At 74.5% G+C, this 26,629-nt stretch carries 24 protein-coding genes; 1 reads left to right on the top strand and 23 read right to left on the bottom strand.

Features of this window, described 5'->3' with window-relative positions; translation table 11 throughout:
- Positions 1-5: 5 nt before the first annotated feature.
- Both ribD and rpe read right to left on the bottom strand, forming a co-directional pair.
- The gene (gene ribD, locus CKY47_RS27440) at positions 6-1,010 is read right to left on the bottom strand and encodes a bifunctional diaminohydroxyphosphoribosylaminopyrimidine deaminase/5-amino-6-(5-phosphoribosylamino)uracil reductase RibD (protein ID WP_306749428.1); all 1,005 of its coding nucleotides are present in this window, start codon (positions 1,008-1,010) and stop codon (positions 6-8) included.
- A 14-nt stretch (positions 1,011-1,024) separates the two neighbouring features.
- Positions 1,025-1,675, bottom strand: coding sequence for a ribulose-phosphate 3-epimerase (rpe, locus tag CKY47_RS27445; RefSeq protein ID WP_371320750.1), 651 nt, complete (start codon positions 1,673-1,675; stop codon positions 1,025-1,027).
- 193 nt (positions 1,676-1,868) lie between these two features.
- Between rpe and CKY47_RS27450 the strand changes: the two genes are divergently transcribed.
- A complete protein-coding gene (locus CKY47_RS27450) occupies positions 1,869-2,501 on the top strand; it encodes an SDR family NAD(P)-dependent oxidoreductase (RefSeq protein ID WP_306749197.1) in 633 nt (210 codons plus the stop codon).
- Between the two features lie 41 nt (positions 2,502-2,542).
- Here CKY47_RS27450 and CKY47_RS27455 read toward each other — a convergent pair whose 3' ends face one another.
- From CKY47_RS27455 to pyrR, 21 genes are all read right to left on the bottom strand, one after another.
- Positions 2,543-5,122: a helix-turn-helix transcriptional regulator gene (locus CKY47_RS27455; RefSeq protein ID WP_306749198.1), complete on the bottom strand. Its 2,580-nt coding sequence runs from the start codon at positions 5,120-5,122 to the stop codon at positions 2,543-2,545.
- A 60-nt stretch (positions 5,123-5,182) separates the two neighbouring features.
- Positions 5,183-5,686 (bottom strand): flavoprotein, encoded by a 504-nt coding sequence (locus tag CKY47_RS27460; RefSeq protein ID WP_306749199.1) that lies wholly within the window; start codon positions 5,684-5,686, stop codon positions 5,183-5,185.
- An 11-nt stretch (positions 5,687-5,697) separates the two neighbouring features.
- Positions 5,698-7,125 (bottom strand): RsmB/NOP family class I SAM-dependent RNA methyltransferase, encoded by a 1,428-nt coding sequence (locus CKY47_RS27465; protein ID WP_306749200.1) that lies wholly within the window; start codon positions 7,123-7,125, stop codon positions 5,698-5,700.
- Positions 7,122-8,051, bottom strand: coding sequence for a methionyl-tRNA formyltransferase (fmt, locus tag CKY47_RS27470; protein WP_306749201.1), 930 nt, complete (start codon positions 8,049-8,051; stop codon positions 7,122-7,124). Before fmt ends, CKY47_RS27465 begins: the two co-directional genes overlap by 4 nt.
- Positions 8,052-8,163: 112 nt before the next feature.
- On the bottom strand, positions 8,164-8,712 hold the full coding sequence (gene def, locus CKY47_RS27475) for a peptide deformylase (protein WP_306749202.1): 549 nt from the start codon (positions 8,710-8,712) through the stop codon (positions 8,164-8,166).
- A gap of 48 nt (positions 8,713-8,760) precedes the next feature.
- On the bottom strand, positions 8,761-8,955 hold the full coding sequence (locus CKY47_RS27480; protein ID WP_306749203.1) for a hypothetical protein: 195 nt from the start codon (positions 8,953-8,955) through the stop codon (positions 8,761-8,763).
- A gap of 146 nt (positions 8,956-9,101) precedes the next feature.
- Positions 9,102-10,886 (bottom strand): gamma-glutamyltransferase, encoded by a 1,785-nt coding sequence (ggt, locus tag CKY47_RS27485; protein ID WP_306749204.1) that lies wholly within the window; start codon positions 10,884-10,886, stop codon positions 9,102-9,104.
- A 9-nt stretch (positions 10,887-10,895) separates the two neighbouring features.
- Positions 10,896-11,480 carry a 2'-5' RNA ligase family protein gene (locus CKY47_RS27490; protein ID WP_371320739.1) on the bottom strand — a complete coding sequence of 195 codons (585 nt, stop codon included), beginning with the start codon at positions 11,478-11,480 and terminating at the stop codon, positions 10,896-10,898.
- 62 nt (positions 11,481-11,542) lie between these two features.
- Positions 11,543-13,528 carry a primosomal protein N' gene (locus CKY47_RS27495; RefSeq protein WP_306749429.1) on the bottom strand — a complete coding sequence of 662 codons (1,986 nt, stop codon included), beginning with the start codon at positions 13,526-13,528 and terminating at the stop codon, positions 11,543-11,545.
- A gap of 390 nt (positions 13,529-13,918) precedes the next feature.
- A complete protein-coding gene (metK, locus tag CKY47_RS27500; protein ID WP_306749206.1) occupies positions 13,919-15,121 on the bottom strand; it encodes a methionine adenosyltransferase in 1,203 nt (400 codons plus the stop codon).
- A gap of 77 nt (positions 15,122-15,198) precedes the next feature.
- Positions 15,199-16,401, bottom strand: a complete 1,203-nt coding sequence (gene coaBC / locus CKY47_RS27505; protein WP_306749207.1) for a bifunctional phosphopantothenoylcysteine decarboxylase/phosphopantothenate--cysteine ligase CoaBC — start codon at positions 16,399-16,401, stop codon at positions 15,199-15,201.
- Between the two features lie 32 nt (positions 16,402-16,433).
- A complete protein-coding gene (rpoZ, locus tag CKY47_RS27510) occupies positions 16,434-16,712 on the bottom strand; it encodes a DNA-directed RNA polymerase subunit omega (protein WP_015103666.1) in 279 nt (92 codons plus the stop codon).
- 62 nt (positions 16,713-16,774) lie between these two features.
- On the bottom strand, positions 16,775-17,374 hold the full coding sequence (gene gmk, locus CKY47_RS27515) for a guanylate kinase (protein ID WP_306749208.1): 600 nt from the start codon (positions 17,372-17,374) through the stop codon (positions 16,775-16,777).
- Positions 17,371-17,688: an integration host factor, actinobacterial type gene (gene mihF / locus CKY47_RS27520; RefSeq protein WP_033427832.1), complete on the bottom strand. Its 318-nt coding sequence runs from the start codon at positions 17,686-17,688 to the stop codon at positions 17,371-17,373. The genes gmk and mihF overlap by 4 nt, the downstream gene beginning before the upstream one ends.
- 299 nt (positions 17,689-17,987) lie before the next feature.
- Positions 17,988-18,806, bottom strand: a complete 819-nt coding sequence (pyrF, locus tag CKY47_RS27525) for an orotidine-5'-phosphate decarboxylase (RefSeq protein WP_306749209.1) — start codon at positions 18,804-18,806, stop codon at positions 17,988-17,990.
- Positions 18,803-22,111 carry a carbamoyl-phosphate synthase large subunit gene (carB, locus tag CKY47_RS27530; protein ID WP_306749210.1) on the bottom strand — a complete coding sequence of 1,103 codons (3,309 nt, stop codon included), beginning with the start codon at positions 22,109-22,111 and terminating at the stop codon, positions 18,803-18,805. The genes pyrF and carB overlap by 4 nt, the downstream gene beginning before the upstream one ends.
- Positions 22,111-23,223, bottom strand: a complete 1,113-nt coding sequence (gene carA, locus CKY47_RS27535; RefSeq protein WP_306749211.1) for a glutamine-hydrolyzing carbamoyl-phosphate synthase small subunit — start codon at positions 23,221-23,223, stop codon at positions 22,111-22,113. Before carA ends, carB begins: the two co-directional genes overlap by 1 nt.
- Entirely contained in the window at positions 23,220-23,702 is a 483-nt protein-coding gene (locus tag CKY47_RS27540; protein ID WP_306749212.1) for a PH-like domain-containing protein, read from the bottom strand. Before CKY47_RS27540 ends, carA begins: the two co-directional genes overlap by 4 nt.
- Positions 23,699-24,979, bottom strand: coding sequence for a dihydroorotase (locus CKY47_RS27545; protein WP_306749213.1), 1,281 nt, complete (start codon positions 24,977-24,979; stop codon positions 23,699-23,701). The genes CKY47_RS27540 and CKY47_RS27545 overlap by 4 nt, the downstream gene beginning before the upstream one ends.
- The gene (locus CKY47_RS27550) at positions 24,976-25,935 is read right to left on the bottom strand and encodes an aspartate carbamoyltransferase catalytic subunit (protein WP_306749214.1); all 960 of its coding nucleotides are present in this window, start codon (positions 25,933-25,935) and stop codon (positions 24,976-24,978) included. The genes CKY47_RS27545 and CKY47_RS27550 overlap by 4 nt, the downstream gene beginning before the upstream one ends.
- Positions 25,932-26,504, bottom strand: coding sequence for a bifunctional pyr operon transcriptional regulator/uracil phosphoribosyltransferase PyrR (gene pyrR, locus CKY47_RS27555; protein WP_306749215.1), 573 nt, complete (start codon positions 26,502-26,504; stop codon positions 25,932-25,934). Before pyrR ends, CKY47_RS27550 begins: the two co-directional genes overlap by 4 nt.
- Positions 26,505-26,629: the final 125 nt, after the last annotated feature.

A 26,629-nucleotide genomic window follows, 5' to 3' on the forward strand; every position in this document is an offset into this window, starting at 1 on the left:
CTCCTCTAGCGCGCGGCACCGGACGCGACTGCGGAGACCCGCACGTCCGGTCCGCACATACTGACCTGCTCCACGACCAAACCCACGGCGTCGGTGACGGTCGACACCCCGGCGTCCCGCAGCGCGGGCGGTCCGTCCCCGAGGAACTTGGGCGCGAGGTAGGCGAGCACGCGGTCCACGCGCCCCGCCCCCGCGAACGCGCCCGCCAGCGTGGGGCCGCCCTCCAGCAGCACGTCGACCACGCCGCGTGCCGCCAGTTCGGCGAGCACGACGTCCGGGTCGTGCGTGCGCAGGTGCACGGTCTCCGCCTCGTCGTCCAGGACACGAGCCCCCGGCGGCAGGTCGCTGGTCCCGACGACGACCCGCAGCGGTTGGCGCCCCCCATACTGCACGCCGTCCGGGCCGCGCGCGGTGAGTCGCGGGTCGTCGGTGCGGACCGTGCCGGTGCCGACCACGATCGCGTCGACCCTGGTGCGCAGTTCGTGCACCTCGGCGCGGGACTCGGGGGAGCTGATCCAGCGGCTGGTGCCGTCGGCGGCCGCGACCCGGCCGTCCAGGGTGGCCGCGTACTTCCAGGTCACGTGCGGGCGGCCGGTGCGGGCGAAGTGCAGCCAGGCGCGCAGCGGACCCCGCGCCACCTCCCGCGCCAGGACGCCGCCGACGACCTCGACACCGGCGGCGCGCAGCACGCCCGCCCCGCCCGCGGCCCGCGGGTTGGGGTCGGCCACGGCGTGCACGACGCGGGCCACACCGGCGTCGAGCAGGGCGTTCGCGCACGGCGGCGTGCGGCCCTGGTGGGCGCACGGCTCCAGCGTCACGACGGCCGTGCCGCCGCGGGCCCGCTCGCCGGCCTGCGCCAGGGCGACGACCTCGGCGTGCGCCCGGCCCGGCGGTCGCGTGGCGCCCTCGCCGACGACCGCGCCGCCGGCGTCGAGCAGCACGCACCCGACGGGCGGGTTGGGGCTGGTCGTGCCGCGGGCCCGCTCGCTCGCCGCGATCGCCCGCGCCATCGCCTCCTCGACGTTCACCGGGCGCGGGCCGCCTGCGCGCGCAGCCGCTCCAGGGCGGCGCCGGGGTCGGCGGCGTCGTACACGGCCGACCCGGCCACGAAGCAGTCGACGCCCGCCTCGGCGGCCTGCTCGATCGTGTCGGCGTTGATGCCGCCGTCGATCTCCACGAGCAGCGTCAGGTGGCCGGTGTCGACCAGGCGGCGCGCCTCGCGGACCTTGTCCAGCACCTCGGGCATGAAGCCCTGCCCGCCGAAACCGGGCTCGACGGACATCACCAGCAGCGTGTCGTAGTGCTTGAGCACGTCGAGGTGGGGCGCCAGCGGGGTGCCCGGCTTGAGCGACAGGCCGGCCTTCGCGCCCGCCGCCCGCAGGTCCTTGGCCAGCCGCACCGGGTCGGCGGCGGCCTCCACGTGCACGGTCACGTTGTGGGCGCCCGCCTCGGCGTAGCCGACGGCCCAGCGGTCCGGGTCCTCGATCATGAGGTGGCAGTCGAGCGGCAGGTCGGTGGCGGCGCGCAGCGACTTCACCACCGGCAGGCCGATGGTCAGGTTCGGCACGAAGTGCGCGTCCATGACGTCCACGTGCAGCCAGTCGGCGCCCGCCACGGCGGCGGCCTCGTCGGCGAGTCGGGCGAAGTCGGCGGACAGGATGCTCGGGGCGATCATCGGCTGGTGGACCACGGCTCGTGAGTCTAGGCTTCCCGCCCCCCGCCGCCGCGCCGGGAGGCACGTCCCACCCGCCACCCGATCGTGGAATCCGGTGCGTCGACCGGGTGTCGTCCGACTACTCACGCGGGTAGTTCCCCCGGGGTGTGGTGGCCGTTACCTTCGGGCGGGGGCAGGAACTGGGAGCTTGGGGATGAACGCCGAATCGCGGCACCGGGTCGCGCTGGTGACCGGAGCGTGCTCGCCGCTGGGCGGCGAGGTCGTCGAGGTGCTGGCCCGGCAGGGCGTGCTGGTGGCGGCCGTGGACAGCGACGGCGCGCGGCTCGCCGACCTCGTCGAACAGCTGCACGCCGCCGGGGTGCGGGTCGCCGGCAGGCAGGTGGACGTGGCCTCCGGCGCCGCCGTCGACGCGCTGGTCGACCAGGTGGAGCGCCAGTTCGGGGCCATCGACGCGCTGGTGGCCGTGGCGAGCGCGCTGCGGCCCGGCCCGGTGCTGTCGATCACCGACGAGGACTGGGCGCGCAGCTTCGCGGTCAACGTGGACGGTGTGTTCAACACCTCTCGCGCGGTGGCCGCCCGCATGGTCGTGCGCGGTCACGGGACGATCGTGATGGTGCCCGCGCACGCCGTGGCCGTGCCCCGGTCGGGGATCTCGGCCTACGTGGCGTCGCGCGCGGCGGCCATCGCCTACACCGAGTGCCTGGCGGTGGAGGTCGCGGCGCACGGCGTGCACTGCGCCGTGGTCGCGCCCTCCGACGCGCGCCGGGTGGCGGACGAGGTGCGGTTCCTGCTGGGCGACCCGGTGTCGGACGCGCTGGGCGCCTGACCCGCCGGGAGCCCGCCCCGCGGGGCTCGTGACGGGTCCGGTCAGACCGACGAGGTCTCCTGCTCGTGCGCGAGCCGCGCCAGCTCGACCCGCGAGCTGATGCCGAGCTTCCGGAAGATCCCCCGCAGGTGGTAGTTCACCGTGTGCGGCGACAGGTAGAGCTGCCGGGCGACCTGCCGGTTGGTCAGGCCCGCGCCGACGAGCCGGGCGATGTCGCGTTCCGGCTCGGACAGCCGCTGCCAGTCCGCGACGCCGGCACCGCCCGCCCCGGCGCGACCGGGGCCCCGGCGCAGCCGCTGCGCCTCGCCGTCCGCGCCCATCCGCTCGAAGGCGCCCAGGGCGAGCGCGGCGTGCGCGGCGGCCCGCTCGGTCCGGCCGGCCTCGTCGAACAGCACGGCCAGGTCCTCGTTGGCGGTGGCCCTGGCCCACGGGTGGCGGTGCCGGTCCGCGACCTCCAGCAGCCCGTCGACGTCCCGGTCGAGCAGGGCGCGGGCGTGCCCGGCGGCCACGGACACGGCGGTGAACCCGGGGTTGTCCGCCGCCAGGTCCTCGGCCGCGGCCACGACGTCGGCCGCGAGGCCGCTGTCGCCCACGGTGAGCGCGAGCCGCACCAGCCACGCCGCCGCGCCCGGTTCCTCGACGAGCATCCGCCGCGCCGCGTCCGCGTCGGCCACCCGCCGCCCGGCCAGCTCCACGGCCCGGCCCGGCCCTGCCCGGGCGTGCGCGACGAGCAGTTCCACCCAGTCGTACTGCCCGGAGTGCAGCACCGCCTCGCCCGCCGCGAGGTCGCCCCGGTAGCGGCGCACGTGCTCGGCCGCCGCCGCGACCTCGCCGCGGAGGACCGCGACCGTCGCGAGCACCGTCGAGGCGAGCGGCACCAGCAGCCGCAGGCCCCGGTCGCACGCCTCCGCCAGGCCCGCCCGCGCGGCCACCCCGGCCGGCCCGAGCCGGCCCGCCTGGGTCAGCACCCTGGCCCGCGCGATGGTGCGCGCCGCGGGCGCGCCGCCGGTCACCGCCTCGTCCGGGGGAACGCCGCCGGAGCCCTCGTCGGGATCTCCCCCGGCCGGACCTTCCCCCGCCGGGTCCTCCCCGACCGGGCGGTCGTCGCGGACCAGGCGCTCGGCGTCGTCGAACTCGCCCAGCGCGGACAGCTTCAGCGCGAACGACACCGCCGACTGCGACTGCCACCACGCGGTGGGCCGGTCCACCTCCCAGCGGGTCGACTCGCGACCCCAGTACACGCCCTCGGCGAGGTTCCCGGAACTCCACTCCAGGCACGAGTGGACGGTCGCGGCCATCACCACGTCGGCGTCGCTGGGCTCCCGGTCGCGGGAGGTCAGCACGGACAGGGCGTGGGCGCCCGCCCGGCTGCCGCCGGCGAAGTACAGCGACAGCAGGCGGCCCGCCGCGGCGAGCCTGCGCAGCGGGCCGGGGACCCCGGTGGTGACCAGCGCGTGCTCCAGCTCGGTCACCGCGTCGGCCGGGCGCCCGTCGGCGAGCAGGATGCCCGCCAGCACCACGCGCAGCTCGGCCGCCCCACCCGCGTAGACCCGGCCGGCGAGGCTGTCGCGGGCCAGCGCGATGGCGGACCCCAGCCTGCCGCCCGCGGCGAGCGCGCGGACGCCGCGCACGGCCACCCGGTCGCGGTCCGCGTCCCCCGCCGGCTGCTCCCCGGCGCACGGCGCCCCCTCGACGCGCGGCACGTCCCCCAGCGCCGTCCGCAGCACCGCCGCGTCGTGCCGCAGGGCGTGCAGCACCGAGGCGGGCATCGACTCCACCACGGCGCGCCACACCAGCGCGGAGGCGAACCCCAGCCGTTCGTCGACGCACACCACCAGGCCCGAAGCCAGCAGCTCGTCCACCGCGAGCAGCAGCGCGCCCGTGGTCTCGCCCACCATCGTGGCCACGTCCGCGAGCCGGAACGACCTGCCGATCACGGCGGCGACCCGCAGCACCTGGGTGGCCTTGGCGGAGAGCGAGTCGGCCTGTCCGCGCACCAGGGCGGTCACCCGCTGCGGCAGCCACCCGCCGTGCAGCCGGGCCACGCCGTCACGGACCTCCAGCTGCCCCTCCTCCCGCAACCCGGCGACCAGTTCGGCGACCAGGCGCGGGTTGCCGCCGGCGGCGGCCGTGAGCGCGGCCAGCTCGGCGGTGGGCGCGGCGTCGAGCTGGGCCCGCACCAGTGCCTCGACCACGTCGTCGGCGACCGGTCCGAGCAGCAGCACCTCCCCGGCGGCGGCCACCGCGCGGCGCACCTCGGCGCCCGCGAACGCGCCGGACAGCGCGAGCAGGACCGTGACCCGGTGCTCCCCCAGGCCGGATAACAGCGCGAGGACCGAGGCCGGGTCGCGGTGCGCCTGGTCGACGGCGATCAGCGGGCGCGCGCCCCGGTCGACCCCGACGCGCTCCAGGGCGCGGGCCACGTCGGCCGAGCCCGCCAGGTGCTCGCCGGCGACCAGGACGACGGAGTAGCCGCGGTCGCGGGCGGCGCGGACCGCCTCGTGCAGCAGGAGCGTCTTGCCGGAGCACGGCGGACCGTCGATGGCCAGCAGGCCACCGGGGGCGGACAGGAAGCGGAGAACCGAAGCCCACTCACGATCCCGGCCGTGCAAATTCGACACGATCAAGCCTGCTACGCGCCTCGACCGACTGTCAATTCACCCGCCCCGCGCCACGACCCCTCACCCGCGGGGCCGCGCGACCCGGTCGAGTTCCGCGAGCACCGCCGCGAGGTCTGCGGCGAGCACCACCCCCGCGGACCGCAGCACGGCCAGGTGCCCGCGGTGCGCCGGGTGGCCGGCCTGGTCCTCCGACAGTTGCGGCAGCACCACCATCGGGGTGCCGCGCCCCAAGCCCTCGCACAGCACGGTGAGCGCCTGGTTGTCGCCGACGCCGAGGGCGAGCTTGGCCAGCGAGTTCGCCGTGGCCGGGGCGAACGCGAACGCGTCGGGCACCGGGTGCGGCTTGGGCTCGGTCGGCAGGCGGGACGTCCAGCGCACCGGCAGGTCGGTCGTGCTTTGGAGGGCGTCCAGGTGGGGTTCGAGCCACCGGGCGGCGGTGGGCGTCACCGTGATCGCCACCCGCCACCCGCGTTCGGCCAGCGGCCGGGCGAGCCCGTCCGCCAGCCACCGCTCGACCCCGCCGGCCGCCGACGCGACCAGACCCACCACCGGGCCGCCCCCCACCGGGCCCACCGTCACGCGGGTCGGCGCAGCAGGGCGCAGAACATGGCGTCCGTGCCGTGCAGGTGCGGCCACAGCTGCACCTGCGGCCCGTCGCCCAGGTCCGGCACACCGGGGAAGAACTCCCGCGTGTCCAGCCGTTCCGCGCCGGTCCGCCGGGCCACGTCCGCGACCACGCCGACCGTCTCCGACAGGTGCGGCGAGCACACCACGTACGCCACGACCCCGCCGGGCCGCACCAGCTCCAGCGCGGCCGTCAACAGCTCGCGCTGGAGGCGGGCCAGCGGCGCGACGTCCGACGGCTGCCGCCGCCACCGCGCCTCCGGCCGCCTGCGCAGCGCGCCCAGGCCCGTGCACGGCGCGTCGACCAGCACCCGGTCGAACGACCCCGCCGGCAGCCCCGACTCGCGGCCGTCGCCGACGTGCACCGCGATCGGCAGGTCGCCCGCGGCCTTGCGGATCAGGTCCGCGCGGTGCGGCGCCTTCTCCACCGCGTCCAGCGACGCGCCGGACAGGGTCGCCAGCGAGGCCAGCATCACGGCCTTGCCGCCCGGACCCGCGCACAGGTCCAGCCACCGCTCGTCGGGCCCCTCCAGCGGGGCCTTCGTCAACGCCACCGCGCACAGCTGGCTGCCCTCGTCCTGCACGGTGGCGAGCCGCTCGCGCACCGCGTCGAGGTCGCCCGGGTCGCCCGACCCCGGCTCCAGGTGCACCCCGTACGGCGAGTACGGGGCCACGTCGCCGCCGGTCATCGCGGCCAGCTCGTCCGAGCTGCACTGGCCCGGCCGCGCCGCCAGGTGCACGGCGGGCCTGGTGTCGTCGGCGACCAGGGCGTCCCGCAGCGGCTCGCCGCGGCTGCCCAGCGCCTCGGCGAACGCCTGCGCGATCCACCGCGGGTGGGCGTTGGCCATCGCCTGGTAGCCGATCGGGTCGGTCTCCTCGTCGGGCGCGACCTCGTCGACCCAGCCCTGCTCGTCCTGGGCGGTGACGCGGCGCAGCACGGCGTTGGCGAACCCGGCCGCGCCGGACCCCATCGCCGCGCGCACCAGGTCCACGGTCGAGGCGACCGCGGCGTGCGCCGGGACGCGGGTGCGCAGCAGCTGGTAGGCGCCCAGCCGCAACGCGTCCAGCACCGCCCCGTCCACTTCCGACAGCGGGCGGTCGGAGCAGCTGGTCAGCACCGCGTCCAGCAGGCCCTGGGCGCGCAGCGAGCCGTAGGTCAGCTCGGTGGCCAGCGCCGCGTCCCGCCCGGTGATCCGGCGGTCGCGCAGCAGGCCGGGCAGCACGAGGTTGGCGTAGGAGTCGCGCTGGCGCACCGCGCGCAGCGTGTCGAGCGCGGCCAGGCGGGCCGGGTCCTCCACCGGGGGACGCGCCGGGCCGGTCCGCCGGCGCGGCGGGTGGGGCCGGTCGGGGCGCGAGGGCCGTGATGAACGCTGGGTCATGAGATCCGCTCCCCTGCCTCGACCCGGACGCCGCGCGCCCAGTCGGTGGCCGCCATCCGCTTCTTGCCCTGTGCCTGCACGTCACCCAGCACCACCGGTCCGGTGGCCGTGCCCACCAGCACGCGCGTGCGCTCCACCCGGACCTCGCCGGGCGCGAGCGGGTCGTCCGCCTCGACCGGGGTCACCGGGCCGAGCTTGAGCCGTTCACCGCGGAACTCCGCCCACGCGCCCGGGTCCGGGGTGACCGCGCGGGCCACCCGGTCCAGCGCCGCGGCGGGCGTGGAGAAGTCCAGCCGCGCGTCGTCCACGGTCACCTTCGGGGCGTGGCTCACGCCCTCCTCGGGCTGCTCCACGGGCCGCAGCGTGCCGTCCGCGATCCCGTCCACAGTGGACAGCAGTAGCTTCGCGCCCGACTCGGCGAGCCTGCCGAGCAGGTCACCGGCCGTGTCGCGCTCGCGCACCCGCTCGGTGACCACGCCGAACACGGGACCGGCGTCCAGCGCCTTCACGATCCGGAACGTCGTCGCACCGGTGATGTCGTCCCCGTGCCGCACGGCCGCCTGCACGGGCGCCGCGCCACGCCACGCGGGCAGCACCGAGAAGTGCAGGTTCACCCACCCGTGGGTGGGGATGGCGAGCGCGGACTCGGGCAGCAGCGCACCGTAGGCGACGACCGGGCACAGGTCGGGCGCCAACTCGCGCAGCCGCGCCAGGAACGCCGGGTCACCCGCCCTGGGCGGGGTCAGCACCTCGATGCCGTGCTCGTCGGCCAGGGCCGCGACCGGCGAGCGCTCGACCCGGCGGCCCCGACCGGCCGGCGCGTCGGGCCGGGTGACCACGGCCACCACCTCGTGCCGGTCGGACTCCAGGAGGGCGCGCAGCGACGGCAGCGCCGGCTCGGGCGTGCCGGCGAAGACCAGGCGCATGTCAGGCCCCTCCGGACGGCAGGTGGCTCCGGTGGTACCGCGGACTGGCTTGGACGAACACGCACTCTCCTAGCGTCGGGGCAGACGACAAGTCTAGGAGAGCGTCCCCCGGCTAGCTCGCCCCGCCGAACAACGGGTGCGGCGACTGCTTCATCGTCGGCATCCCGCCGTCGAACCACGACTGCTGCCGGATGGCCCGCATGGCCTCCTTGCGCGTCGCGTCGTCCAGCCGGTCCAGGAACAGCACGCCGTCCAGGTGGTCGACCTCGTGCTGGATGCAGCGCGCCAGCAGGTCCGTGCCCTCGACCTCGACCGGCTCGCCGTGCATGGTGAAGCCGCGGGCCACGACCCGGCGGTGGCGGCGGCAGTCCCACGACATGCCGGGGATGGACAGGCAGCCCTCCGGGCCGTCCTGGTACTCGTCGCCGACCACGTCGAACGTCGGGTTGACCAGGTGGCCGGCGAAGCCGTCGCAGTGGTAGGTGAACACCCGCAGCCCCACGCCCAGCTGGGGCGCCGCGATCCCGGCGCCGCCGGCCTCGCTCATCGTGTCCCACAGGTCCTTGACCAGCTTGCGCAGCTCCGCGTCGAAGTCGGTGACCTCGACGGCGGGCGTGCGCAGCACCGGGTCGCCGAACAGCCGGATCGGTTGGACGGTCACGCGCTCTCCTCGCACTGGGCCTCGGTCGCCCAGTCTACGAAAGCGGGGTCAGTGCTCCAGGTCACGGCCGAGGAAGGCGACCCCGACCAGGGCGGCGGCGAAGTGGCCGACGAAGCGGGCCGCCGTGGCCGCGCCCGAGGCCCCGCGCGCCGTCGTGCCGTGGCCGGTCGCCCCGCGGGTGGTCGGCCTGTCGATGACCTGCCTGGTGGTCATCGGGATGGTGGTCATCGGGATGGTGGTCATCGCCGGCTCCTCGTCTCGTTCGTGCCTCCAGGTTCTCCCCCCGGGGCCTGCGCGTGCGTCCACTCGGAGTAGCGAGCGGGCCTCATCCCCGGGGATGAGGCCCGCGTGCGGCACCACCGACCGCCGGGCCGGTCGCCTGCGACCGGTCAGGGGCGTGAGGGCAGGACCGCGCGGGCCGCGCCGCCGCCACGCCTCGTCGGTTCGGCGGCCGCGCGCCAGCGGCCGTCGGGCAGGCGTTCCACGGCGGTGACGGCACCGATCTCGCCCGACGAGGTGAAGCGGTGCCCCAGGTCGCGCAGCGGCTGGGCCTCGGGAGCGGCCAGGAAGGCGGCTTCGGCCTGCGTGCTCGCGGTGTTGCGCTGGGAGGCGCGCGGCGCCGCGATGGCCTGCACGAGCGGCTGACCGCGGTCCAGGCGCCCGATCAGCACCTGGAGGACGGTGGTGATGATGCTCGCGCCGCCCGGCGAACCGAGGGCCAGCACCGGTGTGCCGTGGTCGAGGACGATCGTCGGCGACATCGACGAGCGCGGCCGCTTGCCGGGACCGGGCAGGTTCGGGTCGGGCACCCCGGGCGTGACGGGGGTGAAGGAGAAGTCGGTCAGCTCGTTGTTCAGCAGGAACCCGCGGCCGGGCACCACGATGCCGCTGCCGCCCTCCTGCTCGATGGTCAGCGTGAACGCGACGACGTCGCCCCACCGGTCGGCCACCGTCAGGTGCGTGGTGTCCGTGCCCTCGTACGGGGTCGCGGCCGGCTCGCCGCTCGTCCCGCACGGCACCGGGTTGCGCGGGTCACCGGGGGCGACGGGGCCGGTCAGCGCCTTGGTCGGGTCGATCAGGCACGCCCGGCTGTCGGCGAACCGCTGCGAGAGGAGTTCCCGGGTCGGCACGTCGGCGAAGGCGGGGTCGCCCACCCAGCGGTTGCGGTCGGCGAACGACAGCCGGGACGCCTCCAGGAACCGGTGGAGGTACTGCACGGGCGACTCGGCCCCCGGGTCGGTGGTCTCCAGGATGTTGAGGGCTTCGCCGACCGTCGTGCCGCCGGAGGAGGGCGGCGCCATGCCGAACACGTCGAGGCCGCGGTAGCGGACCTGGCCGGGTTCGCGCCGCGGGGCGTCGTAGCGGCGCAGGTCGGCGGCGGTGAGGTCACCCGGCCGCACCTCGCGGGTCGTGCCGGGCACGACCGGCGGCTGCCGCACGGCGGCGACCAGGTCACGCCCGACCGCGCCCCGGTACAGCGCGTCGACGCCGTCCCGTCGCAGCTCGCGGTAGGTGTCGGCGAGATCCGGGTTGCGGAACGTGCTGCCGACCGGGGGCGGCGCGCCGGCCGGCAGGTACAGCGCGCGGGTCGAGGTGAAGTCCGCGAACCGCGCCGCGTTGTCCGTCACCTGCCGGTGGAACGTCGCGTCCACCGTGAACCCGCGCCGCGCCAGGTCCTCCGCGGGACGCAGCGCCCGGTCCAGCGAGTAGGTGCCCCACCGCTGCAGCGCCCGCTGCCACAACCGGGGAGTCCCCGGCACACCGACCGACAACCCGCTGGTCACCGCCTCGGCGAACGGGATCGCGACCCCGTCCTCCACGAACAGTTCCGCGTCGGCCGACGCGGGCGCCGTCTCCCGACCGTCCAGCGTGGACACCCGCCGCGTCCGGGCGTCGTAGTGGACGAGGAACCCGCCGCCGCCCATGCCCGCCGAGAACGGGTCGGTGACCCCGAGCGCGGCAGCCACGGCCACGGCGGCGTCCACCGCGTTGCCGCCGCGCCGGAGCACGTCGACCCCGATCTGCGAGGCGTCGGGGTCGACACTGGACACCACCCCGCCGACGCCCACCGCCTCGGGCAGGCGCGGCGCCTCCCGCGCGGCGTGGGCGGGGCTCGTGACGAGCGGGACGAGGAGGAGGGATGCGAGGACGCTTGCGACAGTCGACCGGAGCATCATCTCCTTCTACTCCACCTCGGACGGGCTGTGCACCCCCCGAGGTCGCAAGTCCCACTCCGCGACCGTCCGCCACGAGTCGGGCCGGTCGCCGCCCGCGATGAGCCGGACCTGCCCGACCTCCGCCCGGAACGGCAGCGCCCCGGCCAGTTCGCGCTCGGCGTCCCGCAGCGCCGCCACGCCACCGACCGGCGTGCTCCCGACGGTGAGGTGCGGGACCGTCTCGGCGAACGCGCCGCCGTAGGGCGGGCACTCGGGGAACCTCCCCCACACCGCCTCGGTCAGCCGCCGGAACGGCGACGCGGGCTCGGGCGCCAACCACAGCACGTCCTCCCCGAACCACGCGGTGCGCCGGAACGCGCACTCGAACGCCCCGACCTCCTCGACCAGCCCGCCGAGCACCTCGACCACCCCGAGGGCGTCGACGAGGTGGGGCGGCACGAACGGGTAGAGCACGGTGACGTGCGCCGGCACCCCCCAGGCGGCCGAGTGGTCCAGCCGCCGCCGGTACCGCCCGACCACCTGATCGGCGGCGGGCACCGGCACGATCACCGCCGTCTCATCCGCCCAGCCCGGGTCCTCCACGGGCCGCATCGTCGCACCGAGCGCCGGCCACGACCACCTCTTCCGCCACCGGGCCGCCACGGCCCACCCGGTCAGAGCACTTCGAGGGGGTCGAGCTTGACCCGGACGGCCTCCGGCTCCTTGCGGGCGCTGCGAATGGCCTGGACCTCGCTCAGGGTGGCCGCCAGCGCCCGGCCTTCGGTCCTGGGCACCCGGACCAGGGCGCGTTCCCGGTCGTCTGCCAGGGGGACGGGGCCCAGGATCTCGCCCGAGGCCGGCAGGCGGAGCTCTCCGAGGAGGCCGGCCAGGGCGTCCGGCGAGCCGTCGACGGTGGCCATGCGCACCGCCGGCGGGAAGCCCAGTTCCCCCCGGGCCGCCAACTCCTGGCGGGCGTGCCAGACCGGGTCCCAGCGGACCAGCGCCTGGACCGGGGCCAGGGACGAGTCGGCGATGACGACCACCCGGCCGGCCTCGTGGACCAGGGCGGCGGCGGTCATCCACCGGCGCAGGGCTTCCTCGGAGGCCCTGAGGTCGGCGCGGGTGAGCAGGGCCCAGCCGTCGAGGAGGAGGGCGGCGCCGTACCCGCCCTCCGCCACCGGTTCGGCGCCGGGGGTCGAGACGACCAGGGACGAGCCCCTCGGGACGGTGGACAGCACCTCGTCCCCGCCCGAGGTGCGGACCGGGACGCCGCTGAACGCCCGCCCCAACTCCTCCGCCGTGCGGCGGGCGCCGATGACCTGCCCCCGGAGGCGCCGGGAGCCGCAGGCCGGGCAGCGGAACGCCGCCTCGGTGGCGCCGCACCACCGGCAGTAGGCGGGCCTCGGCACCCCGTCCTGGGTGCCGCCGGGGAGGGCCAGGGGGCCCGCGCAGCGACGGCAGCGGGCCGGCGCCCGGCACTGACCGCACGCCAGGGCGGGCACGTACCCCCGCCGGGGAACCTGGATCAGGACCGGGGTGTCCGCCGCGAGCGCCGCCCGGGCCGCGTCGAAGGCGATGGACGGGAGCCGCGCCGACCGCGCCGCCGGGTCCTTCACCTCCTGCCAGTCGTTGTCGCCCACCGCGGCCACCCGGGGCGCCACCGCACGCAGGGTCTCGCGCGCGGCCACCACCTCGTGCGCCCAGCCGCTGTCCACCAGCAGTTGCGCCTCGGCGGTCCGCGCGAACCCGCCGACCAGCAGCGACGCCCCCGTCAGGTGGGAGCGCTGCACCAGCACGTCCCGCACGTTCGGGTACGGCATCCGGGGCTCGGTGTGCAGGTCGTCGCCGTCGTCCCACACGGCGACCAACCCCAGGTCGTGCACGGGCGCGAACGACGCCCCGCGCGTGCCGACCACGACCCGCACCGCGCCCCGCCGCACGGCCAGCCACCGCTTGTACCGCTCGGACGGCCCGAGGTCCGCCGAGAGCGACACCACGCCGGCCTCGCCGACCAGTGCCGCGCACGCCGCGTGCAACCTGGCCAGGTCGCGGTGGTCGGGCACGACCACCAGGGCGCCCTTGCCCGTGCTCGCCACGGAGGCCACCGCCTCGGCCACCCGCGCCGGCCAGTCCTCGGCGGGCAACGCCTGCCACACCGCTCTCGCGGCACGGCCGGACCGCAACGCGTCGAGCAGGTTGGGCCCGAACGGGTACCGCGCCCACCCCGTGTCCGGTGGTGCGTCCGGCACGGGCGCCGGCTCGCCGGACGGCTTCGCCTCGACCCGCGCGTGCCGTGGCGGGATGGCCATCCTCAGCACGTCGATCAACGACCCCGCGTACCGGTCGGCCACGGCACGCGCCAGCTCCGCCACCTCGGGCGAGAGCACCGGTTCCGGCGATATGACTTTGTCGAGGAACGTGAGCTTGCGCCCGTACTCGGAGGATTCGACCCGTTCCAGCAGGTAGCCGTCGACCAACTGCCCGGCGAACCGCACCCGGACCCGGCAGCCGGGCACCGCGTCCGCGTCCTGCTCGGTGGACACCTGGTAGTCGAACGGCCGGTCGAGGTGCGCCAACGGCACGTCGACGGACACGCGGGCAACCGGCAGCGAGGCGGCGGGGACCCGCTCCCCGCGCCTTGCGCTCGCCCTGCCCGCCACCACGGGTGGAGGTCTACCAGAGACCGGTCCGGCGGTCCTCGACCCGGGTGGCCGCGCCCGGACCGTCCCGCACGCAGGCCGACCCGCGACACGGCGAGGTGGCGGAGGCGGGGAGACCGGGGGCTCGGTGCTGCGGTGTGCGGGCCATGGAACCGAGTATCGAACTTGTGTTCGATTGGCGCAAGATCACGATCAGGTGATCACGGGCATGACGAGCAGGGGTCCCCGGCGGGGACCCCCGCATCGGCTCGACAGCCGGTCGATCCGGGAGCGCGGTCGCGAACGCACGACTCACTGGTCCTGGACGTACGACTCACTGGTCCTGGACGTACGACTCACTGGTCCTGGACGTACGACTCGCGGGTCGTGGACGCACGACTCGCGGGTGGATCAGGCGCCGGCGGCGGCGCGGAGGGCGTCCGCGCGGTCGGTGCCCTCCCACGGCAGGTCCACGTCGGTGCGGCCGAAGTGGCCGTACGCGGCCGTCGGCGCGTAGATCGGGCGCAGCAGGTCCAGGTCGCGGATGATCGCGGCCGGGCGCAGGTCGAACACCTCCGTGATCGCCTGCTGGATCTTGAGCGGGTCCACGGTCTCCGTGCCGAACGTCTCCACGAACAGGCCCACCGGCGCCGCCTTGCCGATCGCGTAGGCCACCTGGACCTCGATGCGGGTCGCCAGGCCGGCGGCGACCGCGTTCTTCGCCACCCAGCGCATCGCGTACGCCGCCGAGCGGTCCACCTTCGACGGGTCCTTGCCCGAGAACGCCCCGCCGCCGTGTCGCGCCATGCCGCCGTAGGTGTCCACGATGATCTTGCGGCCGGTCAGGCCCGCGTCACCCATCGGACCGCCGATGACGAACCTGCCCGTCGGGTTGACCAGCAGACGCACGTCGGAGGTGTCCAGGCCCAGGGACTCGACCTCGGGGGCGACCACGTGCTCGCGGACGTCCACGCCCAGCAGCTTCTCCAGGTCGATGCCGTCGGCGTGCTGGGTGGAGACCACCACCGTGTCCAGGCGGACCGGCTGGTCGCCCGCGTACTCGATGGTCACCTGGGTCTTGCCGTCCGGGCGCAGGTACGGCACGGTGCCGTCCTTGCGCACCGCGGTCAGGCGGCGCGACAGGCGGTGCGCCAGCGCGATCGGCAGCGGCATCAGCTCCGGCGTGTCCGTGCACGCGTAGCCGAACATCAGGCCCTGGTCGCCCGCGCCCTGCTTGTCGATGTCGTCCGACGCCCCGCCGAGGCGCTCCTCGTAGGCGGTGTCCACGCCCTGGGCGATGTCCGGCGACTGGGAGCCGATCGCCACGTTCACACCGCAGGAGTAGCCGTCGAAGCCCTTGGCCGACGAGTCGTAGCCGATCTCCACGATCTTCTCGCGCACGATCGACGGGATGTCCGCGTACGCCTCGGTGGTCACCTCGCCCGCGACGTGCACCTGACCGGTGGTGACCAGCGTCTCCACCGCGACGCGCGACCGGGGGTCCTTCGCCAGCAGGGCGTCCAGGATCGAGTCGCTGATCGCGTCGCTGATCTTGTCAGGGTGCCCCTCGGTCACCGACTCACTGGTGAACAGCCTGCTGCTGTGCTGGCTCACGGCACTCCCTAACTGTCTGGATCTCGGGTACGGACCCCAAGCTTGCCAAGCTTACTGAGCGTTCGGACGGCGAAGCCTCAAAGTTCCGCACGCGGGCGGATGGCGTCCCACACTGCGGACGCCAGTTGCGCCTTCGACCCGTGCGGGATAGGCGTCTCGGCGCCGTCGGCGGACAGCAGCCACCCGGCGTTGTCCTCGACCTCGAACGCCCGGCCGTCGCCGACGGCGTTGACGACGAGCCAGTCGCAGCCCTTGCGCGCGAGCTTCGCCCGGCCGTACTCCAGGACGCCGGTCGTGGCGTCGCCGGTCTCGGCGGCGAACCCGACGACGACCTGGCCGGGCCGACGGGCGGCGACGAGCTCGGCGAGGATGTCGGGGTTGCGGGTGAGCGCGACGGGGTCGGGGTCGCGGTCGGTCTTCTTGATCTTGTGCTCGACGAGGGCGGCGGGCCGGAAGTCGGCCACGGCGGCGGCCATCACCAGCACGTCGGCGGTCCCGGCGACCGCGTGCATGGCGTCGCGCAGCCCGGCGGCGGAGCCGACGCGGACCAGGTCGACGCCCGCGGGGGTGACCAGGTCGGCGGTGTGGGCGGCGACGAGGGTGACGCGCGCGCCGCGCTGGGCGGCCACCCGGGCCAGCGCCCAGCCCTGCCGGCCGGACGAGCGGTTGCCCAGGTAGCGGACGGGGTCGAGCGCCTCGCGGGTGCCGCCGGCGGACACGGCGACGTGCAGGCCCTCCAGGTCGCGCGGCAGCGCGTCGGGGCGCGCCAGCAGCAACCGGGCCAGCTCGACGATCTCGGCGGGCTCGGGCAGCCTGCCCTTGCCGGTGTCCTCGCCGGTGAGCCGCCCGCTGGCGGGTTCGGCGACGACGACGCCGCGCGAGCGCAGCAGGGCCACGTTGGCCCGCGTGGCCGGGTGCTCCCACATCTCGGTGTGCATCGCCGGGACCAGCAGCACGGGGCAGCGCGCGGTGAGCAGCGTGTTGGTGAGCAGGTCGTCGGCGAGGCCGTGGGCGGCCTTGGCGAGGAGGTTGGCCGTGGCGGGGGCGACGACGACCAGGTCGGCGGTCTGCCCCAGCTTCACGTGCGGCACGGAGGGGACGTCCTCGAACACGCCGGCCTGCACGGGCTGCCCGGACAGCGCCTCGAACGTGGCGGCACCGACGAACCTGAGCGCCCCGTCGGTGGGCACGACGCGCACCGAGTGGCCCGACTCGGTGAGCCTGCGCAGCACCTCGCAGGCCTTGTACGCGGCGATGCCCCCGCCCACCCCGAGGATCACCCTGGGACGGTCGGGGGCACCTTCGGTCCGGGTCACTCGCCTTCGGTGTGCTCGAGGAGACCCGCGTGGATCTCCCGGAGCGCGATGGACAGCGGCTTCTCGCGCGGGCCCGGCTCGACCAGCGGGCCGACGTACTCGAGCAGGCCCTCGCCGAGCTGCGCGTAGTAGTCGTTGATCTGCCGCGCCCGCTTGGCCGCGTAGATCACCAGCGCGTACTTCGAGCTGACCTGCTCCAGCAGGTCGTCGATCGGCGGGTTGGTGATGCCCTCCGGGGAACCCGACAGCGGGCCCAGCTCGGTGTGCGTGGTCACTCGTCAACGCTCCTGCGGTTGGTGTGTCTGGGGTCGTCCCGTGCCGCTCGACGCGTGGTCGCTCACGCGCCGGGCACCGGGCCGACCACCAAGTTTAGCAAGCTCGTGGCCGCCGACCTCACGTCGGCGTTCACCACGACCTCGTCGAACTCCGGTTCGGCCGCCAGTTCCTCCCTGGCGATCTCCAGCCGGCGGGCCACCACGGCGGGGTCCTCGGTGCCGCGGCCGGTCAGCCGGCCCACCAGGTCCTCCCACGACGGGGGGGCCAGCATGACCAGCTGGGCCTCGGGCATGGCGGCCCTGACCTGGCGCGCGCCCTGCAGCTCGATCTCCAGCAGGGACGGCGTGCCGGACGTCAGCGCGCGTTCGACGGGCGCGCGGGGGGTGCCGTAGCAGTTGCCGGCGAACTCGGCGTGCTCCAGGAGCTCGCCGTTGTCGACCATCTTGCGGAACTCCTGGACGTCCACGAAGTGGTAGTGGACCCCGTCGACCTCGCCCGGCCTCGGCTTCCTGGTGGTCACCGAGACGCTGAAGTGGATGTCGGGTCCCATGCGGCGCAGCTCGGCCAGCACGCTGGACTTGCCGACGCCGGACGGCCCGGAGAGGACGGTGAGGCGGGGCCGGGCGCGTGCGCCCGACCCCGCCCCGGTGCCATCACTCACTCGCCGCTGAACTCGGTGAGCAGCGCCTTGCGCTGCCGCTCACCCAGGCCGCGCAGCCGACGCGACGGAGCGATCTCAAGGCGCTCCATGATCTGCTGCGCACGCACCTTGCCGACGCCCGGAAGCGCCTCGAGCAGCGCGGACACCTTCATCTTGCCAAGGACCTCGTCGCTCTCGGCGGCCTTCAGCACGTCCGTCAGGGTCGTGCCGCCACGCTTGAGGCGCTCCTTGAGCTCAGCCCGAGCGCGACGAGCGGCAGCAGCCTTCTCCAGCGCTGCGGCCCGCTGCTCCTCGGTAAGCTGGGGAAGGGCCACGATTTCCTCCGTGGTGTGGGAATTTCAATTCTGGATCGGTCCCGCGACCGTACCGAGCGCAATTGCCTGGGTACAACGTGGGTCCCAGTCAGGTGAATCTTTCAGCGCCAGTGCGGTGCGGCGGGTGGTAGTAGTACCAACACCCCCCAACAGGCCCACCACCGCCACCGGTAACGCGGTGCGCACGACCTGTGTGGTATGCGCTCGACGGTGGGTGGACCCGTTGGTGGGTGGACCGTACCAGGCACCGTTTGCGCAGGTGAGCGGACCACGTGAAGCGTGTCGCGATTTGATCGTGATCACATCTCCAGGGAGCGTCGGACCGCGTCCACCGCCGACCGCAAAGATGCGGCCCCGGGGCCGTGCCTGAGCACGTCCCGGGAGGATGCCGGGAGCACCCCGCGCAGTTCCGGGCCGAACACCGCGCGCAGGTCCGCCACGGTCGCGCCCTGCGCGCCGAAGCCGGGCGCCAGGACGTATCCGTGCAGGTCGGAGAGGTCCAGACCGTGGTCGCCGACGGTCGCGCCGATCACCAGCCCGACGTCGCCGAGCGGGTCGAGGCCGGCGTTCGCGCGGGCCGCCGCGTCCACGACGGCCTGCGCGACGGAGCGCCCGTCGGGGCCCGTCGCGCGCTGCACGGAGGCCCCTTCGGGATTGGAAGTCAACGCGAGCGCGAATATTCCGCGACCGTTGGCGGCGGCCGCGTCGAGGGCCGGGGCGAGCGATCCGAACCCGAGGTAGGGCGACACGGTGACCGCGTCGCCTGCCAGCGGCGAGCCCTCGGTGAGGTACGCGGCGGCGTACGCGGCCATCGTCGAGCCGATGTCACCGCGCTTCGCGTCGACCAGCACGAGCGTCCCGCTGTCGCGGAGGTCCGAGATGACGCGTTCCAGCACGGCGACGCCGCGCGACCCGTGCGCCTCGAAGAAGGCGGACTGGGGTTTCACCACCGCCACCCGGCCGCCGAACGCCTCCACGCACGTCAGCGCGAACCGCTCCAGCCCCGCGACGTCCGGTGCGAGCCCCCAGGACGCCAGCAGGCCGGGGTGCGGGTCGATCCCGACGCACAGCGGCCCGTGCTCCGCGACCGCCGCGCCCAACCGCTCCCCGAACCTCACTCGCCACCCCGCAGGGCCGCCTGGAGGGCCTGGAGGGACCGCACGCCGATGTCACCGCGGATCGCGGCCTCGATGCCGTGCACGGCCGCCGCAGCGCCCTGGATCGTGGTCACGCACGGGATGTCCTTGGCCACCGCCGCGGTGCGGATCTCGTAGCCGTCCACGCGCGGCCCGGCGTTGCCGTACGGGGTGTTGATGATCAGGTCGACGGTGCCGTCGAGGATCGCGTCCACCACGTTGCCGGCGCCCTCGAAGTGCTTGCGGACGACCGTGCACGGGATGCCGTTGCGCCGCAGGACCTCGGCCGTTCCCGTGGTGGCCAGCACCTCGAAGCCCAGGTCGGCGAGCCTCTTGACGGGGAAGATCATGGCCCGCTTGTCCCGGTTGGCCACCGACACGAACACCCGGCCCGAGGTGGGCAGGGAGCCGTAGGAGGCGGTCTGGGACTTGGCGAACGCCATGCCGAACGACACGTCGATGCCCATGACCTCGCCGGTCGACTTCATCTCCGGGCCGAGCAGCGAGTCCACGCCCTTGCCCTCCGGCGTGCGGAAGCGGTGGAACGGCAGCACGGCCTCCTTGACCGCCACGGGGGCGTGCGGGGGCAGCTTGGCGCCGTCGCCGGTCGCCGGGAGCAGGCCCTCGGCGCGCAGGTCGGCCACGGTCGCCCCGAGCATGATCCGGGCGGCGGCCTTGGCGAGCGGCACCGCCGTCGCCTTGGACACGAACGGCACGGTGCGCGAGGCGCGCGGGTTGGCCTCCAGGACGTAGAGGACGTCGTCCTTGAGGGCGTACTGGACGTTGAGCAGGCCGCGCACGCCGATGCCCTCGGCGATGGCCAGGGTGGAGCGGCGGACGTTGTCGATGTCGGTGTCCCCGAGGGTGATCGGGGGCAGGGTGCAGGCGGAGTCGCCGGAGTGCACGCCGGCCTCCTCGATGTGCTCCATCACACCGCCGATGAACACGTCGTGGCCGTCGTAGAGGGCGTCGACGTCGATCTCGATGGCGTCGTCGAGGAACCGGTCGACCAGCACCGGGTGCTCCGGGCTGACCTCGGTCGCGCGCTTGATGTAGCCGTGCAGCGAGTCCTCGTCGTAGACGATCTCCATGCCGCGCCCGCCGAGCACGTACGACGGCCGCACCAGCACGGGGTAGCCGATCTCGTCGGCGATGGCCTTGGCCTGGTCGAACGAGGTGGCCGTGCCGTACTTCGGGGCGGGCAGGCCCGCGTCGGTCAGCACCTGCCCGAACGCGCCGCGGTCCTCGGCGAGGTGGATGGCGTGCGGCGGGGTGCCGACGACCGGCACGCCCGCGTCGGCGAGGCGCTGCGCGAGGCCCAGCGGCGTCTGGCCGCCGAGCTGCACGATGACGCCCGCGACGGTGCCGGAGCGCTGCTCGGAGTGCACGACCTCCAGCACGTCCTCGAAGGTCAGCGGCTCGAAGTAGAGCCGGTCCGAGGTGTCGTAGTCGGTGGAGACGGTCTCCGGGTTGCAGTTGACCATCACGGTCTCGTACCCGGCGGCGCGCAGCGCCATGGCCGCGTGCACGCACGAGTAGTCGAACTCGATGCCCTGGCCGATGCGGTTCGGGCCGGAGCCCAGGATCAGCACCTTCGGCTTGTCGGGCTGCGCGGTGACCTCGGTCTCGGCGTCGGGGTCCAGCTCGTAGGCCGAGTAGTGGTACGGGGTCTTCGCGGCGAACTCGGCGGCGCAGGTGTCGACGGTCTTGTAGACCGGTCGCACGCCCAGCCGGTGCCGCAGCGCCCGCACGCCGTCCTCGCCGGCCAGTTCGTCGCGCAGGGCGGCGAGCTGCCGGTCGGACAGGCCGGCCCGCTTGGCCCGGCGCAGCAGGTGCTGGTCGAGCACGGGAGCGGTCTCGATCTCGCGCCGCAGCCCCACCAGCCAGGCCATCTGCTCGACGAACCACGGGTCGATGCCCGACGCCTCGTGGACCTGCTCGATCGTGGCGCCGAGCCGCAGGGCGCGGTCGACGGTGTAGAGGCGCCCGTCGTGGCCGGCGCGCAGGGCGTCCAGGGCGGACTCCAGCGTCCCGTCCGCGCCCGAGGGGTCGGGCAGGGTCCAGAAGCCGGCGGCCTTGGTCTCCATGGACCGCAACGCCTTGCCGAGCGCCTCGACGAAGCTGCGGCCGATCGACATGGCCTCGCCGACGGACTTCATGGTGGTGGTGAGGGTGCGGTCGGCGCCGGGGAACTTCTCGAACGCGAACCGCGGCACCTTCACCACGACGTAGTCGAGCGTCGGCTCGAAGGACGCCGGGGTCTCGCCGGTGATGTCGTTGCGGATCTCGTCGAGGGTGTAGCCGATGGCGAGCTTCGCGGCGATCTTGGCGATCGGGAAGCCGGTGGCCTTCGACGCCAGCGCGGACGAGCGGGACACGCGCGGGTTCATCTCGATGACGACCATGCGACCGTCGCGGGGGTCGACGGCGAACTGGATGTTGCAGCCGCCGGTGTCCACCCCGACCTCGCGGATGACCTTGATGCCGACGTCGCGCATGTGCTGGTACTCGCGGTCGGTGAGGGTCATCGCCGGGGCCACGGTCACCGAGTCGCCGGTGTGCACGCCCATCGGGTCGATGTTCTCGATGGAGCAGACGACGACCACGTTGTCGTTGCGGTCGCGCATCAGCTCCAGCTCGTACTCCTTCCAGCCGAGCACGCTCTCCTCGATCAGCACCTCGGTGACCGGGGACTCGGCGAGACCGGTGGCGGCGAGCCGCTCCAGCTCCTCGTCGGTGTGCGCCATGCCCGAGCCGAGGCCGCCCATGGTGAACGAGGGCCGGATGACGACCGGCAGGCCCAGGTCGGCGACGGTCGCGCGGACCTCCTCCATGGACTTGCAGACCGCGCTGCGCGGGACCTCGGCGCCGATCCTGCGCACCAGGTCCTTGAAGATCTGCCGGTCCTCGCCGCGCTGGATGGCGTCGATGTCCGCGCCGATCAGCTCGACGTCGTACTTCTCCAGCACGCCCCGCTCGTGCAGGGCGATGGCGGTGTTCAGGGCGGTCTGCCCGCCCAGGGTGGCCAGGATCGCGTCCGGGCGCTCGGCGGCGATGACCTTCTCGACGAACTCGGGGGTGATCGGCTCGACGTAGGTGGCGTCGGCGAACTCCGGGTCGGTCATGATCGTCGCCGGGTTGGAGTTGACCAGGGAGACCCGCAGGCCCTCGTCGCGCAGCACGCGGCACGCCTGGGTGCCGGAGTAGTCGAACTCGCAGGCCTGACCGATGACGATCGGGCCGGAGCCGATGACCAGAACGTGCTTGAGATCAGTCCTCTTCGGCATCAGCGACCCTCGCTCATCATCGTCACGAACTCGTCGAACAGCGGTGCGGCGTCGTGCGGACCGGCCGCCGCCTCCGGGTGGTACTGCACGCTGAACGCGGGCACGTCGAGCGCGCGCACGCCCTCGACGGTGCCGTCGTTGGGGCAGAAGTGGCTGAGCTGGACGCGGCCGAAGTCGGAGCCGAACTCCTGCCCCGGCTCGCCCTCCAGCGCGAACCCGTGGTTCTGCGACGTGATGGCCACCTTGCCGGTGGTCACGTCGATGACCGGGATGTTGATGCCGCGGTGGCCGTAGCGCATCTTGTAGGTCTCGCGGCCCAGGGCGCGGCCGAGGATCTGGTTGCCGAAGCAGATGCCGAACAGCGGCGTGCGGCGCTCCAGCACGGCGCGGGTCAGGCCGACGGCGTGCTCCTGGGTGGCGGGGTCGCCGGGGCCGTTGGACAGGAACACCCCGTCCGGGTTCAGCGCGGTGATGTCGTCGATGGTCGAGGTGAGCGGCAGGACGTGCACCTCGATGCCGCGGGCGGCCATCATCCGCGGGGTGTTGGACTTGATGCCCAGGTCCAGGGCGGCCACGGTGAACCGGCGCTCGCCGACCGCCTCGACCACGTAGGGCTCGGGGGTGGTCACGTCGCCCGCGAGGTCCGCGCCCTTCATGCCGGGCGCGGTGCGGACGCGCTCCACCATCTCCGCGTCGGCGCCCAGCTCGTCACCGGAGAACACGCCCGCGCGCATCGCACCCCGCTCGCGCAGGTGGCGGGTGAGCATGCGGGTGTCGATGCCGGCGACGCCGACGACGCCCTGCCGGGCCAGCTCCTCGTCGAGGCCGCGGCGCGAGCGCCAGTTGGACGGCACGCGGGACGGGTCGCGCACCACGTACCCGGCGACCCAGATGCGGCCGGACTCGTCGTCCTCGTCGTTCCAGCCGGTGTTGCCGATCTGCGGTGCGGTCTGCACCACGATCTGGCGGTGGTAGGAGGGATCGGTCAGGGTCTCCTGGTAGCCGGTCATCCCGGTGGAGAACACCACCTCGCCGAGGCTGGCGCCGAGTGCGCCGTAGGCCTCGCCGCGGAACACCCGGCCGTCTTCCAGGACCAGTGCCGCGTTCGTCATCGCTTGCCTCCCAGCGCCTGCACCCACTGCTCGTACACGTCCTTGTCGTCGCCCCGGAACCCGGTGTCGAGCACCCGGTCCCCGAGCTGCCAGCGCACGACCAGGAGGCCGTCCGCCGTCATCACCTTGCCCGCGAGACCGCGCGCGGTCCGGGCGCCCTCCACCCGGTCGGCCGGTATCCACAGCGGGCTCGCGCCCGTGCGCTCGACCAGCACGCCCCGCTCGGTGAGCCTCAGGGTGCCCTCGGCGCGGTGCCCGACGTCGCCGACGGCGACCCGGTCCTGCCAGTTGTCGCCGATCGTCGTGCCGACGTAGACGCCGGTCGTCTCCAGCACGGTCGCGCCCGGCTCGGCGGGCGGCGCGGGGAACTCCGGCAGGTCGGCCTGGCGGCGCTTGCGGTTCTGCCAGCCGCGCCACATGCCGTAGAGGCACAGCAGGAAGACGGCCAGCACGGCCAGGGACAGCAGCACGCGGCTCATGCGGGAATCCTTCCGCTGCTCGCCGTCACGCGTCCGCGCAGCACGGTCGCGACGACCCGGGCCGGCAGCTCCATGCCCTCGAACGGGGTGTTGGCGGCGACGCCGGCGAACTCCGCGCCGCGCACCACCCACCTGGCACCCGGGTCGACGAGGGTCAGGTTCGCGGGCTCGCCCACCTCGATCGGGCGTCCCTGGTCGGGCAGGCCCGCGATGGCGGCGGGCCGTTCGCTCATCACCCGCGCCACGCCCCGCCAGTCCAGCAGGCCGGTGTTCACCATGGTCTCCACCACGATGGACAACGCCGTCTGGAGGCCGAGCATGCCGGGACGTGCCGCGGACCACTCGCAGTCCTTGTCCTGGACGGCGTGCGGCGCGTGGTCGGTGGCCACGCAGTCGATGACGCCGTCGGCCAGCGCCCGGCGCAGCGCCTCCGTGTCGGCGGCGGTGCGCAGCGGCGGGTTGACCTTGTTCACCGGGTCGTAGGTGGCCAGGCGCTCGTCGGTGAGCAGCAGGTGGTGCGGGGTGACCTCGGCGGACACCTCCGTGCCGCGGGCCTTGGCCCAGGCCAGCACGTCCGCGGTGCCCGAGGTGGACACGTGGCACACGTGCAGCCGGGCGCCGACCTGCTTCGCGAGCAGGCAGTCGCGCGCCACGATCGCCTCCTCGGCGGCGGCGGGCCAGCCCTGGAGCCCCAGGCGGGACGCCTGCTCGCCCTCGTGGGCCTGCGCGCCGACGGTGAGCCGGGGCTCCTCGGCGTGCTGCGCGACGACGACGTCCAGGGCCTTGCTGTACTCCAGGGCGCGGCGCATGAGCAGCGGGTCGTGCACGCAGTGGCCGTCGTCGGAGAACACCCGGACGCCGGCCTTGGCCATGGTGCCCAGCTCGGCGAGCTTCTCGCCGGCCAGGCCCACGGTGACCGCGCCGACCGGGTGCACGTCGACCAGGCCGACCTCGCGGCCGCGGCGGGCGACGTGCTCGACGACCACCGCGTTGTCCGCGACCGGGTTCGTGTTGGCCATGGCGAACACCGCCGTGTACCCGCCGAGCGCCGCCGCGGCCGAGCCGCTGGCGATCGTCTCGGTGTCCTCGCGGCCGGGTTCGCGCAGGTGGGTGTGCAGGTCGACGAAGCCGGGCAGCAGGACCGCGCCCGCGCCGTCGACCTCCTCGCCCTCCTCGGCGACCTCGCCGATCGCGGCGATCACGCCGTCGCGGACCAGCACGTCGACCGGGTCGCCCTCGCCGTACGGTCGCACTCCCCTGATGATCAAGGGACTCACGCGGTTTCCTCCTCGTGGGCAAGCAGGTGGTAGAGGACGGCCATGCGCACGTGGACGCCGTTGCGCACCTGGTCGGTGATGGCGGCGCGGGGCGAGTCGGCGACCGACGAGGCGATCTCCATGCCGCGCAGCATCGGACCGGGGTGCAGCACCACGGCGTGCCCCGGGAGCAGCCCGAGCCGGTTGTCGTTCAGGCCGTAGGCGATCGAGTACTCGCGGGCCGACGGGAAGAAGTGCCCGTTGCCCCCGGAGCCGGCGGGCCCGCTGTACATCCGCTCCGCCTGCACCCGCAGCAGCATGACGGCGTCCTGGCCGGGCAGCTCGGCGTCCAGCTCGTGCGACACGTGCACGGGCCAGTTCTCCACGCCCGCGGGCAGCAGGGTCGGCGGTGCGACCAGCGTCACCTCCGCCCCGAGGGCGGTGAGCAGGTGCACGTTGGACCGGGCGACCCGGCTGTGCAGCACGTCGCCGACGATCGCGACCCGCTTGTCGCGCAGGTCGCCGAGGCGTTCCCGCAGCGTGGCGGCGTCGAGCAGGGCCTGGGTGGGGTGCTCGTGGGTGCCGTCGCCCGCGTTGACCACGGAGGTGCCGGCCTCGCGCAGCCAGCCGGCCAGGCGGTGCGCCGCGCCGGACGCCGGGTGCCGCACGACGACGCAGTCCGCGCCGGCGGCGGCCAGGGTCAGCGCCGTGTCGCGCAGGGACTCGCCCTTGTTCACGCTCGACCCGGACGAGGAGACGTTGACCACGTCCGCGCTCATCCACTTGCCCGCGATCTCGAAGCTCACCCGCGTGCGGGTGGAGTTCTCGTAGAACACCGTGACGACCGTGCGACCGCGCAACGTGGGGAGTTTGCGCACCTCACGGCCGTCGAGGGACTGCTTGAGGTTCGCCGCCGTGTCCAGGATCGCGGTCGCCTGGGCCGGGTCGATGCCCTCGGTGGTGAGCAGGTGCTTCACCTCAGCACCACCCCGTCGCGCTGGTCGAACTCCTCCAGCAGCACGTGGACCTCCTCGGTGCGCGCGGTGGGCACGTTCTTGCCCACGTAGTCCGCGCGGATGGGCAGCTCGCGGTGGCCCCGGTCGACCAGCACGGCCAGCTGGACGGCACGCGGCCGGCCGTGGTCGCGCAGGGCGTCGAGGGCGGCGCGGATCGTGCGGCCGGAGAACAGCACGTCGTCGACCAGGACCACGAGGCGGTCGTCGACGCCGCCCTCGGGCAGCTTCGTCGCCTCCAGCGGCCGGGTCGGGCCCCGGCGCAGGTCGTCCCGGTAGAGGGTCACGTCCAGGGTGCCGGTCGGCACCTCGATACCGCTGAACTCCGCGATCCGCACCGCAAGTCTGCGGGCCAGGGGGGCACCCCGGCTCGGAATCCCCATCAGGACTACTTCGGGTGCGCTGGGTGCATCCAGAGCGGTCTTCTCGATGATCTGATGGGCCATTCGGGCGACGGTGCGCGCGACGTCGCCGGCCGACAGGAGCTCTCGCTCCCCGGCCGGGTCCGTCGCGCCACGTTGACGTGACGCCACGGTTGGACCTCCTTCCCCGCCTCGCTGGACGGGTCCTTAAAGGACGTCGGACACCCGGCTGCGACCGGGCTGACCAGCACGGTATCAGGCTCGGGCGGTCAATCTTCCGGGTGGTGCGCGTGGTT

Origin of the sequence: Saccharothrix longispora (assembly GCF_030852425.1) — a bacterium.
GTDB classification, from domain to species: domain Bacteria; phylum Actinomycetota; class Actinomycetes; order Mycobacteriales; family Pseudonocardiaceae; genus Actinosynnema; species Actinosynnema longispora.